The 12,920-nt window shown below is 59.3% G+C and carries 13 protein-coding genes; 9 read left to right on the forward strand and 4 right to left on the reverse strand.

Features of this window, described 5'->3' with window-relative positions; all coding sequences use genetic code 11:
* Positions 1-89 precede the first annotated feature (89 nt).
* Together mnmC2 and VGP75_RS19160 are read left to right on the forward strand one after the other, a co-directional pair.
* Positions 90-770 carry a tRNA (5-methylaminomethyl-2-thiouridine)(34)-methyltransferase MnmC2 gene (mnmC2, locus tag VGP75_RS19155; RefSeq protein WP_327545173.1) on the forward strand — a complete coding sequence of 227 codons (681 nt, stop codon included), beginning with the start codon at positions 90-92 and terminating at the stop codon, positions 768-770.
* The gene (locus VGP75_RS19160) at positions 760-1,623 is read left to right on the forward strand and encodes a DMT family transporter (protein ID WP_327545174.1); all 864 of its coding nucleotides are present in this window, start codon (positions 760-762) and stop codon (positions 1,621-1,623) included. The genes mnmC2 and VGP75_RS19160 overlap by 11 nt, the downstream gene beginning before the upstream one ends.
* On the opposite strand, the gene VGP75_RS19165 is transcribed toward VGP75_RS19160, so the two are convergent.
* Entirely contained in the window at positions 1,620-3,635 is a 2,016-nt protein-coding gene (locus VGP75_RS19165; RefSeq protein ID WP_327545175.1) for a lytic transglycosylase domain-containing protein, read from the reverse strand. The two genes, VGP75_RS19160 and VGP75_RS19165, sit on opposite strands and share 4 nt — an antisense overlap.
* A gap of 187 nt (positions 3,636-3,822) precedes the next feature.
* Between VGP75_RS19165 and dapA the strand changes: the two genes are divergently transcribed.
* Positions 3,823-4,692 (forward strand): 4-hydroxy-tetrahydrodipicolinate synthase, encoded by an 870-nt coding sequence (gene dapA, locus VGP75_RS19170; protein WP_327545176.1) that lies wholly within the window; start codon positions 3,823-3,825, stop codon positions 4,690-4,692.
* Between the two features lie 17 nt (positions 4,693-4,709).
* On the opposite strand, the gene VGP75_RS19175 is transcribed toward dapA, so the two are convergent.
* The 3 genes from VGP75_RS19175 to VGP75_RS19185 are packed head-to-tail and all read right to left on the reverse strand — an operon-like array spanning position 4,710 to position 7,606.
* A complete protein-coding gene (locus tag VGP75_RS19175; RefSeq protein ID WP_327545177.1) occupies positions 4,710-5,912 on the reverse strand; it encodes a hypothetical protein in 1,203 nt (400 codons plus the stop codon).
* Positions 5,913-5,972: 60 nt separating this feature from the next.
* Complete coding sequence (locus VGP75_RS19180) at positions 5,973-7,166, reverse strand: winged helix-turn-helix domain-containing protein (protein ID WP_327545178.1); 1,194 nt, start codon at positions 7,164-7,166, stop codon at positions 5,973-5,975.
* Positions 7,163-7,606 carry an ion channel gene (locus VGP75_RS19185; RefSeq protein ID WP_327545179.1) on the reverse strand — a complete coding sequence of 148 codons (444 nt, stop codon included), beginning with the start codon at positions 7,604-7,606 and terminating at the stop codon, positions 7,163-7,165. Before VGP75_RS19185 ends, VGP75_RS19180 begins: the two co-directional genes overlap by 4 nt.
* Positions 7,607-7,680: 74 nt before the next feature.
* On the opposite strand from VGP75_RS19185, the gene smpB reads away from it, so the two are divergent.
* The 6 genes from smpB to VGP75_RS19215 form a co-directional block, all read left to right on the forward strand.
* On the forward strand, positions 7,681-8,154 hold the full coding sequence (gene smpB / locus VGP75_RS19190) for an SsrA-binding protein SmpB (RefSeq protein ID WP_055686848.1): 474 nt from the start codon (positions 7,681-7,683) through the stop codon (positions 8,152-8,154).
* A 146-nt stretch (positions 8,155-8,300) separates the two neighbouring features.
* Positions 8,301-9,167 (forward strand): 3-mercaptopyruvate sulfurtransferase, encoded by an 867-nt coding sequence (sseA, locus tag VGP75_RS19195; protein WP_327545180.1) that lies wholly within the window; start codon positions 8,301-8,303, stop codon positions 9,165-9,167.
* Complete coding sequence (locus VGP75_RS19200) at positions 9,167-10,351, forward strand: amino acid aminotransferase (RefSeq protein ID WP_327545181.1); 1,185 nt, start codon at positions 9,167-9,169, stop codon at positions 10,349-10,351. Before sseA ends, VGP75_RS19200 begins: the two co-directional genes overlap by 1 nt.
* Positions 10,352-10,478: 127 nt before the next feature.
* Positions 10,479-11,435 carry an L-malyl-CoA/beta-methylmalyl-CoA lyase gene (locus VGP75_RS19205; RefSeq protein ID WP_327545182.1) on the forward strand — a complete coding sequence of 319 codons (957 nt, stop codon included), beginning with the start codon at positions 10,479-10,481 and terminating at the stop codon, positions 11,433-11,435.
* 102 nt (positions 11,436-11,537) lie between these two features.
* Entirely contained in the window at positions 11,538-12,500 is a 963-nt protein-coding gene (locus VGP75_RS19210) for an acetyl-CoA carboxylase carboxyltransferase subunit alpha (RefSeq protein WP_327545183.1), read from the forward strand.
* The coding region (locus tag VGP75_RS19215; protein ID WP_327545184.1) for a M50 family metallopeptidase at positions 12,501-12,920 on the forward strand (420 nt) is incomplete at its 3' end. It lies immediately after the preceding gene.

A 12,920-nucleotide genomic window follows, 5' to 3' on the forward strand; every position in this document is an offset into this window, starting at 1 on the left:
AAAACACCCGCCCCCATGACCGTGATATCAGCCGTTGCCATTCGTTGTCCTTCCGCTCAAAGATGTGTGCAGTGGTAAGGCAAGGGCCGATGACAGACCAGAGAGCACGGATAGAATGGCGGGATGGCGTACCCATCGCGCAGGCCTTCGATGATCCTTATTATTCACTCGACAATGGCGTGGCCGAAACCCAACACGTCTTTCTCGCAGGCAACGACCTGCCTGCGCGTTTTAGCGGGGACTTCCTGATTGCCGAACTTGGCTTCGGGACTGGTCTGAACCTGCTGGTGACATGGGCCGCGTGGGACAATGCGGGACGGCCCGGCACATTGTCTTTCACCTCATTCGAGGCCTTTCCTATGGCCATTGACGATATGGCAGAGGCCCTTGGCCATTTCGAGGAACTAAAGCCCTACGCAGAGGCGCTACTGGCAAAATGGACGCCGGAGAGTGGTAAGGTCGCACTCCCTGACGGCCCGACCTTGGAAGTCATCACAGGCGATGCGCGCGACACACTGCCCGCATGGGACAAATGTGCCGATGCCTGGTTCCTTGACGGTTTTTCACCTGCAAAGAACCCTGAACTTTGGGAACCTGATTTGTTGGCTGCTGTAGCCACCCACACCAAGTCGGGCGGCACCGCGGCAACCTATTCGGCGGCGGGTGCGGTACGGCAAGCCCTGTCAGAAGCCGGGTTCGAGGTCACCCGCGTGCCAGGATTTGGCCGCAAACGGCATATGACCCGCGCAAGGATGCCTGATGCAAAGTAACCCCCGCCTTGGCATCATGCTGATGATTGCCACGACATTTGTCTTTGCCGTGCAAGACGGAATTTCGCGGCATCTGGCGGGGGAATACAACGTCATGATGGTCGTGATGATCCGCTATTGGTTCTTTGCCGCTTTCGTCATCAGCATCGCAACCAAGCAATCAGGGTCCATCCGTGCGGCCGCTGCAACCAAACAGCCGCTCCTGCAAATCACCCGCGGCACGTTGCTGGCGCTTGAAATCTGCGTGATGGTCAGCGGTTTTGTGCTGCTCGGGCTTGTGGAAAGCCACGCTGTCTTTGCCTGTTATCCCCTGTTGATCGCAGCCCTTTCAGGTCCGGTACTGGGGGAACAGGTGGGCTGGCGCCGCTGGACCGCCATCGGCATCGGTTTCGTCGGTGTCCTCGTTATCCTCCAACCCGGCTATGCGGTTTTCGCCCCTGCCGCTGTGATCCCGCTGGCGGCGGCTTTCATGTTCGCGCTCTACGGTCTGCTGACGCGTTATGCGGCGCGCAAAGACACGACGGCCACGTCTTTCTTCTGGACCGGCACCGCCGGTGCCGTGGTCATGACCGTGGCAGGGGTCTGGTTCTGGGAACCCATGAGCGCCGCAGACTGGCGCTGGATGGCAGCGCTTTGTGTCACGGGCGCAGGCGGTCATTGGCTCTTGATCAAAACCTACGAGGTCGCCGAGGCCAGCGAGGTCCAGCCCTTCGCCTATCTGCAACTGGTTTTCGCCAGCGCGATCGGGATCTTTCTACTTGGCGAAACCCTGCGGCCCAACGTGGCGATCGGTGCGGCGATTGTCGTGGCTGCAGGGCTCTTCACACTCTGGCGGGCAAAGAAGGTCGCTTAGGGCCGCGCAACCGGCCGGACGACATCAGAGGCTGCGTCGCTGACCACAGGTTCTGGCCGCGCGCGCGGACGCAAGAGCGGCTTTTTCCCGATCAGCAATTCAGTAAAGCGCACAGGGCCGGTCTGACCTGTCAAACGGGCCTGATAGACGGGGATGCTTTCGGTCACGCGCATCACATAGTTGCGGGTTTCCCGAAAAGGAATGTGTTCGATCCAGTCGACGACATCCATTTCAAGCAGACGCGGATCGCCGCGTTCGTCAATCCACTGGCGCGGACGGCTGGGGCCAGCATTATAACCTGCCGCAATCATGACAGGGCTGGGCCCGAACTCTTCTTCCAGATAAGCCAGATAATGCGTCCCAAGGGTCGCGTTATACTGCCAGTCATTCGTGAGCCGCCCGCGCGAATAGGGTATCCCGAGGTTGCCTGACACCTCTTCTGCAGTGGCGGGCATGACCTGCATCAGACCCAAAGCACCGACGGGACTGCCAATAGTTTCGTTGAACTCGCTCTCACGCCGCGCAATCGACAAGGCCAAGGCAGGCTCTGCCGGAAGGTCCAGCGCAGCCATGTCATGGATCGGGTAATAGACCGAAGGGATCACCATGCCCCGTTCAACGGCAGCCTTACCCAGCAGCAGCGTGTAGAAAGGCTCGTCAATCTCGGTCAGATAAGCCCCCAAAATCGCGATTTCGGACGCGCTGAGCGTCCTGCCAAGCTGGGCAAAAAAGGTGAAAGCCGCACCACGTTCACCGCCCGCCAGCAGGATCAACGCCGCCTGCACGATATCATCGTCAAACACCGGCGCATTACGCCAATCGACCTGCGTTCCGGCAAGGGACGGATCGAGCGCACGCCCTACTTTTTCGGAAGCCAGCAAGCCATAAAAGCTCGTCTGATGGGCAGCACCCGCGCTGTAGGCTTCGGCCGCCAGATCCACATTGCCTTTCACGACATGGGTGCGCCCGATCCAGTAATGCATCCTCCCCAGCGAAATCGGGCTGCTTGAGGCGCGCAAGCCGTTCTGGAAATGGGTCAGCGCCCGCGCCGGATCACCCAGATAAGTCAGCGACAGATACCCTGCCAGCCACTCCAGATCGGCGTAGGATTCGCCCTCGGTCAGATAATGGCGCGAAGCAAGCTGATAGGCCTGTTCGGCACGTCCTTCACGCATTTCCCAGCGCGCCAGCACACGGCGCCAGCCCGACCAGCGAAACGGCTCGCCCAAGGCGGCGGCACTGGTGGAACGTTCCAACAGCATCTGGACGGCATCGGTCCGTTCACCGCGACCGGCAAGCCATGAATAACGATCGTAAGCAAGGCCGGGATCCTGTCGCAAAGCTGCGGGAACGGCGGCCACACGCGCAGCCAGATCATCGGCGCGCGTAATATAGCCGATGCGCGCCGCCGCAAGTGCCGCCTGATCCGAAGATAGAAGCGGCAACATGCGCATGGCATCCTCGGCACGCGACCGCCACAAAAGGGCATCGACCCGGGCGGCATGGAACGGGCTGAGTTCCGCACCGAACACCGCCACCATGATATCCTGCCCGTCCTCGGTCAGTCGGGCGTTGATCCAGGTGTCACGCAGCACATCACGTGCAGCATCGGACTGTCCCAGTGCCAGATGCGCCTGCGCCAAACGCACGGCCCCCTCGCCGGTTTGTGGCGCCTCACCTGCAAACCAGGCAACGACATCTGTAGGCGCCATACTCTCGTCAATCATCAGCTCTGCTTCAGCGCGCAAACGGTCGAGCCCCGGCCAGTCTGCGCGGCGATCCAGAAAATCACGGTAGGCGGCAAAGGAAACATCCCCTGCCCGCAGGCGCAGCCACATCAGTGTGTCCTGCGTGACGGGTCCAACGCCTTGCGCGATCTGCGCGGCCACGTCCCAATCGCTTTTCGCGGCATCAATCGCTGCAATACTTTTGGCATCAACCGACTGCGCCTGCACAGGACTAGAGACAACCGTGCAAACGAGGCCGAGAATGATGAATTTCTGGAACTTCACTGCGCACCTCTTTTGATTGGAAATTAGCCTCTGATGCAGCAATAACAACTCACAAACGCGACAATGCGCGCAAATCCCCACGGGCGGCGCGCCAAAACGAAGGGCTTGTAGGATTTGCCGTCTGCGCCTAGTGTCCGCGCGATTTTATCGCAGCCGGTGTCGGCTGCCCGCAAGAAGGAAGCGTGCCATGTTTAAGGGATCACTCCCCGCCCTCGTCACGCCGTTTACAAACGGCAAAGTCGATGTGGATACGCTGAAAAAACTTGTGAACTGGCATGTGGATCAGGGCAGCCATGGTTTGGTTCCGGTGGGGACGACAGGCGAGAGCCCGACCCTGACCCATGCAGAACATGATATGGTCGTGGAAGTGGTGATTGCAGAGGCCGCAGGGCGTATCCCCGTGATCGCCGGTGCGGGATCAAACAACACGATTGAGACGGTCCGTCTGGTGCAAGCCGCGAAAAAGGCGGGCGCAGATGCGGCGCTTGTTGTGACGCCCTATTACAACAAGCCCACCCAAGCCGGTCTGATTGCACATTTCGAGGCCGCCGCTGATTGCGGGTTGCCGATCGTGATCTACAACATTCCCGGGCGGTCCGTGGTCGACATGTCGCCTGCCACAATGGGCCTTTTGGCCAAGCACGAGATGATCATCGGCGTCAAAGACGCCACCGGTGATCTGTCGCGTGTGCCCAAGCAACGGATGACCTGTGGACCGGATTTCGTGCAGCTTTCGGGCGAGGACGCGACAGCGCTCGGGTTCAACGCCCATGGTGGCGTCGGGTGTATTTCGGTGACAGCGAACGTCGCTCCTGCGCTCTGTGCGGCGTTTCAGGAAAGTACGCTCGCGGGCGATTATGCCAAGGCGCTGACCCAGCTGGACCAACTGATGCCGTTGCACGAAGCCATTTTCACCGAACCCGGTGTGGCGGGTGCGAAATACGGCATGTCCTTGCTGGGCATGTGCAGTGACGAGGTGCGCTTGCCGCTGGTTGGGTTGACTGATGCGACCAAGGCGAAAATGCGTGCGGCGATGGAACATGCGGGCTTGCTGTAAGGTGGGTTTTACCCACCCTACCGTGTACTTGCGGGTGACAACGGTTTGAACCACGCATTGTTCAACCGCCACAACCCAAACGCCAAGGGGATCGCGGCCAAACCGCCGATCACATAGGCCAATGGTTCGTCATAAAAGCTTTCAAACACCTGCGTATAGGCGTGGATGCCCGCAAACGTCATGGCTGCGTTGAACATCCCCCGACGGTTGGACATTGCAGCCCAAACAATGAGCGCACCAAGCAGCAGTGCCCAGACGATGGAATAGACGCCCTCGCTGATTTCAAACGCCTGCGCGCGGTAGACATCGCTAGCGTCGTGATATGCCTGCCAATCGCCATCAAAGTCACTGTAAACCGGACCCCACAGGCTTTCACCCACAACATCGCCCCAGATGCTGCCGACCAGAAAACACAGGTTGGCAACGATGAACGCCATGATCATCAAAACACCCGCTTGCCGCCCCATTTTTGCATCGCCGCGACTGATGGCCCACAAACAGACCCCAATCAGCAGGCCCATCTGCAAGATGCTGAGCGTCGTTTCGGGCGAATAAAAGACATAGGCGGCCGTGAAATAGTAGGTGCCGGTGTCCAACATTTGTCCAAAAGGAATGATCGCCAGCGCGGTGATAAAGCGTATGTCCAGTGTCAGGCCCAGCGCCGCGATGGCCGCAAAGACGTAAAAATGGATCAGCGGCATCGGCCAGCCAGAAAGATCAAATTGATCTGCGGCACCGTAGACACCAACCACATGCAGTGCGGCGGCCATCACCAGCACAGCGCCATAGGCAAAGCGCAATTGGACCAACCCTGCCCTGAAGCGCCAGAAGAACAGCCCCGCCAGTACGGCCCCAATGAGTGCAAGCAAGATGCCTGCTATGTCCGGTATCTTGTCGACCAATTCAAACGCGGTGCCAGAAATCAACATACCCGCCCCGATCAACGCACTGGCATTGCCGAACATCCGGTAAAGTGCCGCGCCTTTGCGCAGGATCAACAAACCGGCACCGAGAAAAAGACCGCCACAGACAGCCACGCTTGCAGCACTCGCCAAGAGAAACACCAGCCCCAGCGTCGCCGCCAGAATACCTGCGATCAGCAGGCTGTTGACGCAAAGAGCGATCATCGCTGAGCGCGCACGCGATTTGATCTCATCCGCCTGCGCGGGGTTGATGACACCGTCCGCCACCAGTTGGTCTGTTTGGGCAACGTAATACATGACGTCTCCTGATTATGCTTCACAATCGGGATACATTATTTGTGAACGTTGTTCAATAAATTATTTTGCCCGCATCCAATCCTCTGCAAAGGCGATATCGTCACAGCCACCGAAAACCGCCGCCCGCGCGAGTTCCTTGCGCAGCGCCGCAATGCGCCCCGCACCCATACGGACACCCGGTTCGGGCCAGTAAGCACGGACTGCAAGAACAGTGCCTTCCCGTTTCATATCAATGCGGCCAATGATGCGGTCGCCCTCGATTACGGGAAAGACGTAGTAGCCATATTTGCGCTGTGGAGCCGGCACGAAGATCTCGATCCGGTAGAAAAACCCGAAAAGCCGCTCTGCCCTTTTGCGGTCCCGCAACGCGGGATCAAACGGCGACAGAATACGCACTCGCGGGACCGGTGCTGACGGCAGGCTGTCCATCACATCGGGCCACGCAAAGCACCGGCGCAATTTGCCATCCACACCTTCCACATCAATCTCAATCAAACGCCCCTCGGCCAAAGCGGCCGCACACCAAACCTTCGCCTCCGTTGGGGTGATGTGGTCCCAGAATGCGGCCAATTCGCCGCTGGTGGCAAACCCGAGCCGGTCGAGCGCGCCAGAACAGCACCAGTCGATCGTCTCGTCCGGATGATGGCGACAGTTCAGGTGCTCTGCAGGAATCACCCGTTCGGTCAGATCATAGACCTTGGTAAACCCGTCACGGCGCAGCACGGAAATCTGTCCCGACCGCCACAGATATTCAAGCGCCGTCTTGGACGGATGCCAGTCCCACCAGCCACCCGAACCACGGCTTTCCCCCTCACCGACCTGACCCGAGGTGCAGGCCCCGTGATCGGAAATCCGGCGCAGGACCGCGTCGATCTTGCCGTGAAAATCATCGCGGCGCTGGTCTTTCCAGCGGCTGGCCAGACGCGCCTCATCACGGGCAAAGCGCAGGCGCCAGTGGGCGAAACTTTCCATCGGGATGATGGCGGCATCATGGGTCCAATGCTCGAACATCTGCCGGTCATGGTGTAACAGATGCTGCAGCGCGCGGGGCCGGTATTGCTGGCGGCGTGACCACAGGATGAGGTCATGGGCACGGGCGAAAGTGTTAACGCTATCGAGCTGCACAAAGCCCAGATGATCAATCACGCCCGTCAGATCAGCCCCTAGCCCCGAACCCGAAGGACGGCCCTGCAACCCGTGTCGCGCCAGAAAAAGATGGCGGGCAGCGGGATTGCGCAGCACCGGAACCGTCATGTGTCACGATCCCCGATCGCCATTTGTTGCAGGCGCAGGGGGCGCATCGTTTCGATCAGCGCGGCGGTGACGAGACCGATATTCAGCAGACCATTCAACGCGGCCATACCGCCCAGCAAACGCCATTCAACCGGCAAGAGGATGTCACCGAATCCGAGGGTCGTGAAAGCGACCAGCGTGAAATAAACCGATGGTTCCAGCGCGGTAAAGACGCCCAAAGCCATGAAGGTTAAAGCCCAAGCCCAGACCGCGACTGTCATCTGCAACAGGACCCAAAGCGCGGTTACACCGAGCACAAGCATCAGTTTGGGTGCATGAGGCGCCCTCACCAGCCAAGGCCGCAAACCGCCCAGCCGCCTTTCCAGCAGCCAAAAACTGATCCCAGCTGTCATGATTGAAAACACAAGCAGCATGCTTCCAATGGCGATCTGGACAAACATCTTCACTCTCCCGCGGGGGCAGACCATCGGCACACCTTGTGCCACAGCGCCCCATCGCCTATTTGTGCCCAACTATGGCCAAGAAACCCGAAAACAAAAACTACAAAGTCATCGCCGACAACCGGCGTGCGCGCTATGACTATGCCATCGAGGATGATCTCGAGGTCGGGATCATCCTGACTGGTTCCGAGGTCAAATCCCTGCGCACCGGCCAGTCCAATATCGCCGACAGCTATGCGAGTGTCGATGATGGCGAACTGTGGCTGACCAATGCCTATATTGCCCCCTATGAGCGGGCGATGTTTACCCATGAGGAACGGCGCAAACGCAAGCTATTGGTCAGCAAGCGTGAATTGGCCCGTCTGTGGAACGCTACCAAGCGCGAGGGCATGACGCTTGTGCCGCTGGTGATGTATTTCAACGATCGCGGTCTGGTAAAGCTCAAGATCGCGACGGCCAAGGGCAAAAAGAACCACGACAAGCGCCAGACCGAGGCCAAGCGTGACTGGGGCCGTCAGAAGCAGCGGCTGTTGCGCCACGGGGATTGATCCACAGGTGCTGGATTGCACCGGCAGGATGCCTCCGGCGGGGATATTTTTGGGCCAATAATAACAAGGGTGCTGCCTATCTGGTGGCTTGTCTTGCGCGGCGCTGCACAGTAGGCCCTTTATGACTTGTGAATAAGGGGTGCGCGATGACATCGGCCATTACTGACGATCCCAGAACGCTTGTCAGCACCGGATGGCTGGCGGCGCACATCAAGGATCCGGATCTGCGGATTTTTGATGCCTCATGGTATCTGCCCGATGCCGGACGCGACCCGAAGGCCGAGTATGCAACTGGCCATATCCCCGGCGCGCGTTTCTTTGATATCGACGAGATCAGCGATGCCCGCTCGGAGCTGCCCCACATGGCCCCGCCGGTCGAGAAGTTCATGTCACGGATGCGGGCGATGGGCGTGGGTGATGGCCATCAGGTGGTTGTCTATGACGGCATGGGCGTGTTTTCTGCAGCGCGTGTCTGGTGGTTGTTCCGCCTGATGGGCCAAAAGAATATCGCCGTTCTGGACGGCGGACTGCCCAAATGGATTGCGGACGGCCATAGGACCACGACAGCCGCGCCCACGATCCGTGACCGGCATATGACCGTGAAGTACGAAGGGTTCCGCGTCCGCGATGTGACCGAAGTTGCGCGGGCAGCCAAGCTTGGCGATCACAGCATCATCGACGCACGCCCCCCCGGGCGATTTCAGGGCACACAGCCCGAACCGCGCGAAGGGATGCGCTCTGGCCATATTCCGGGCGCGCAGAATGTCTTTTATCAGGACCTACTTAACGCAGATGGCACGATGAAACCGCCCGCAGCCCTGCGCGCCGTTTTTGAGGCCGCTGGCGTTGACCTGAACAAACCCGCGATCACCACCTGCGGGTCAGGCGTGACCGCAGCGATCCTTTCACTTGCGCTTGAACGGATCGGCAAAACCGATCATGCGCTTTACGACGGGTCATGGTCCGAATGGGGCATGTACGCCGACCTTCCAATTGCGACCGGAGCAAACTGATGCTGGAAAACCTTTCCGCCCAACCCGCTGACAAAATTCTGGCCCTGATGGCCACCTACAAAGCAGACCCACGCGCCGACAAGGTCGATCTTGGCGTCGGCGTCTACAAGGACGCGACGGGTAACACCCCTGTCATGCGCGCCGTGAAAGAGGCCGAGAGGCGCATTGTCGCGGATCAGACCACCAAAGCCTATACGGGGCTCGCCGGTGATCCCGAATTCAGCGCAGTGATGAAAGATCTGGTACTGGGCGATAGCGTACCGAACGAACGCGTTGCGGCCATTGCAACCCCCGGCGGCACCGGTGCTATTCGTCAGGCGCTTGAACTGATCCGCCTTGCTGCACCCAAGGCCACGGTCTGGCTGTCCAACCCCACGTGGCCGAACCACCCGTCGATTATCAAATACCTTGGCATGAAAATGGCCGAGTACCGCTATTTCGACAATGACACCCGCGGTGTCGATTTCAACGGCATGATCGCGGACCTTGAAAAGGTGGCGGAAGGTGACGTCGTTCTTCTGCACGGCTGCTGTCACAACCCTACTGGCGCGAACCTCACCTATGGCCAGATGGAGCACGTCATCGGCCTGATGCGCAAAAAGGGTGCCGTGCCATTCGTCGACATCGCCTATCAGGGTTTTGGCGACGGGCTTGCCGATGATGCCAAGGCCACGCGCCAGATTGCCAGCAGCTTTGAGAACTGCCTGATCGCGGCAAGCTGTTCCAAGAATTTCGGCATCTACCGCGAAAGGACTGGGATTTTGATGGCTGTCACCAAAGACGCCGACCAGCAGGCCCTGACGCAGCAGAATTTGGCTTTCCTGAACCGCCAGAACTATTCCTTTCCTCCCGATCATGGCGCGCGGGTGGTTACGACAATCCTGAAAGACCCCGCATTGCGCGCCGATTGGGAAGCTGAACTGGAAGAGACCCGCAACGGGATGCTCGCCTTGCGTCAGCAGTTGGCGGATGAGCTCAAACGCCTGACCAACAGCGACCGTTTTGATTTCCTCGCGCACCACCGCGGCATGTTCAGCCGTCTTGGCACCACGCCAGAAGTTGTCGAGAAGCTGCGTGCGGATCACGGCATCTATATGGTCAGTGACAGCCGCATGAATATCGCCGGTCTGAACGCCGAAACCGTGCCTGTACTGGCACGCGCGATTGTGGCGGCTGGCGTATAAACACTGTTCGGAATTTTGCGAGCGCAGCATGACTTGCTGCGCCTGCAAATTGCCCTTGTGAGCCCCCGCGCAATAATATACCCAGCGGGGCAACCTTTGGGTAATATTCATTCGTCAAGGAGCTGCCATGTCATTCCGCCTGCAACCCACACCCCCCGCACGTCCGAACCGCTGCCAGTTGTTTGGCCCCGGCTCGAACACCAAACTTTTCGAAAAGATGGCGGCAAGTGCGGCGGATGTGATCAACCTTGACCTTGAGGACAGCGTATCTCCCTCGGACAAGGACAGCGCCCGCGCCAATGTGATCCAGGCGATCAACGAGGTCGACTGGAACACCAAATACCTTTCCGTGCGGATCAACGGCCTTGATACGCCTTATTGGTACAAAGACGTCGTCGATGTGCTGGAACAGGCGGGCGACCGGCTCGACCAGATCATGATCCCCAAGGTGGGTTGTGCCGCTGATGTCTATGCTGTCGATGCGCTGGTCACCGCGATCGAGGCTGCAAAGGGGCGTGCCAAGCGGATCAGCTTTGAGGTGATCATCGAATCAGCGGCCGGTATCGCCCATGTCGAAGAGATTGCCGCAAGTTCCCCGCGCATGGCGGCAATGAGCCTTGGGGCAGCTGATTTTGCAGCATCAATGGGAATGCAGACCACTGGCATCGGCGGGACGCAGGACAACTATTACATGCTGCATGGCGATACACGGCACTACTCTGACCCTTGGCACTGGGCGCAGACGGCCATCGTCGCGGCGTGCCGCACACATGGTGTGTTGCCAGTGGACGGGCCGTTCGGTGATTTCAGCGATGACGAAGGCTACCGTGCGCAGGCGCGGCGTTCGGCGACGCTTGGCATGGTCGGCAAATGGGCGATCCACCCCAAACAGATCGCATTGGCCAATGAGGTGTTTACGCCGTCGGACGAAGCCGTAGCCGAGGCGCGCGAAATCCTAGCAGCCATGGAAGACGCCAAAGCACGCGGCGAGGGTGCGACCGTCTATAAAGGCCGTCTTGTCGATATCGCGTCGATCAAACAGGCCGAGGTGATCGTGCGCCAGTCCGAGATGATCGCAGGCTAGCGCGACGGCACACCAGGGGTCGTCGCCCCCGCACCACCGCCGTTGCACTCGGCCCACCCATGCGCCATATAACGATGACCGCATGCAAAAGGCTTGGATTTCATGACGCAATACCTCGATTTTGAAAAACCCCTCGCAGAGATTGAAGGCAAAGCCGAAGAGCTGCGCGCGATGGCCCGCGAAAATCCCGAGATGGACATTCAGAAAGAGGCCTCTGCGCTTGATAAAAAGGCCAGTGATCTGCTGAAATCCCTTTACGCAGACCTGACACCATGGCGGAAATGTCAGGTCGCACGTCACCCCGAGCGGCCGCATTGCAAAGACTATATCGAGGCGCTTTTTACCGAATACACCCCGCTGGCTGGTGACCGCAATTTTGCCGACGATCTGTCCGTGATGGGCGGTCTGGCGCGTCTCAACGGCATTCCTGTCATGGTGATCGGCCATGAAAAAGGCAACGACACCAAATCACGCATCGAGCGCAATTTCGGCATGGCCCGCCCTGAAGGATACCGCAAGGCGATCCGCCTGATGTCCTTGGCAGACCGTTTCGGCCTGCCGGTGATCACGCTGGTCGACACCCCCGGTGCCTACCCCGGCAAAGGTGCCGAAGAACGCGGCCAGTCCGAGGCGATTGCACGATCAACTGAGAAATGTCTGGAACTGAAAGTGCCGCTTATCAGCGTCGTGATCGGTGAAGGCGGGTCTGGCGGTGCGGTCGCATTTGCCTCGGCCAATCGTGTCGCGATGTTGCAGCATTCGATCTATTCGGTCATCAGCCCCGAAGGCTGTGCGTCGATCCTTTGGAAAGACGCCGAAAAAATGCGTGAAGCAGCCGAGGCGCTGCGCCTGACGTCCGAAGACCTGCACGAGTTGGGCATCTGCGACCGGATCATCCCCGAACCGCTCGGCGGCGCGCATCGTCACCGCGATGAGGCGATTGCGGCAGTGGGCGAGGCGCTGACCGGAATGCTGAACGAATTGCGTGGTCTGTCGGGAGATAAACTCCGCGCAGACCGCCGCAACAAATATCTCGCCTTGGGCGCAAAGGGTCTTGCTGCATAATTGGCCTTGCTGCGAGGACATTGGCAGCTTCTGGCGCTGACCGCTGCGGTCTTTGCGCTGTGGCAAACGCCGGCTGTGGCTCCTCTGAAAGTCTTGATCGTCTTTTTTCACGAGGCATCACACGCGATTGCAACACTCCTGACCGGAGGCGATGTTGTCAGCCTCTCGGTGTCGCCTGACCAAGGCGGCCTTGTGATCAGCAGAGGCGGCAACCGGTTCATCACGCTATCGGCGGGATATCTGGGTTCACTGGTCATTGGCGTCGCCCTTTTGCTGGCAGCAACGCGCACAGCGGCGGACCGGAAGGTCATGGCACTTTGCGGTGTGGTCACACTGGTCATCGCAGGGCTTTATGTCCGCGACCTTTTTGCCTTGGTGTTTTGCGTCGGCATGGGTGCGGCGATGCTGCTGATGGCGCGG

The organism is Yoonia sp., assembly GCF_036007805.1.
In the GTDB taxonomy this organism is placed as follows: Bacteria; Pseudomonadota; Alphaproteobacteria; order Rhodobacterales; family Rhodobacteraceae; genus Yoonia.

Coding starts and splice junctions, on each gene's coding strand:
- VGP75_RS19180 (WP_327545178.1), bottom strand. CDS start 7,166: ATGACGGTTCCGGTGCTGCGCAATCCCGCTGCCCGCCATCTTTTTCTG.
- VGP75_RS19160 (WP_327545174.1), top strand. CDS start 760: ATGCAAAGTAACCCCCGCCTTGGCATCATGCTGATGATTGCCACGACA.
- VGP75_RS19175 (WP_327545177.1), bottom strand. CDS start 5,912: ATGTATTACGTTGCCCAAACAGACCAACTGGTGGCGGACGGTGTCATC.
- VGP75_RS19205 (WP_327545182.1), top strand. CDS start 10,479: ATGTCATTCCGCCTGCAACCCACACCCCCCGCACGTCCGAACCGCTGC.
- sseA (WP_327545180.1), top strand. CDS start 8,301: ATGACATCGGCCATTACTGACGATCCCAGAACGCTTGTCAGCACCGGA.
- VGP75_RS19200 (WP_327545181.1), top strand. CDS start 9,167: ATGCTGGAAAACCTTTCCGCCCAACCCGCTGACAAAATTCTGGCCCTG.
- smpB (WP_055686848.1), top strand. CDS start 7,681: ATGGCCAAGAAACCCGAAAACAAAAACTACAAAGTCATCGCCGACAAC.
- VGP75_RS19185 (WP_327545179.1), bottom strand. CDS start 7,606: ATGTTTGTCCAGATCGCCATTGGAAGCATGCTGCTTGTGTTTTCAATC.
- dapA (WP_327545176.1), top strand. CDS start 3,823: ATGTTTAAGGGATCACTCCCCGCCCTCGTCACGCCGTTTACAAACGGC.
- mnmC2 (WP_327545173.1), top strand. CDS start 90: ATGACAGACCAGAGAGCACGGATAGAATGGCGGGATGGCGTACCCATC.
- VGP75_RS19210 (WP_327545183.1), top strand. CDS start 11,538: ATGACGCAATACCTCGATTTTGAAAAACCCCTCGCAGAGATTGAAGGC.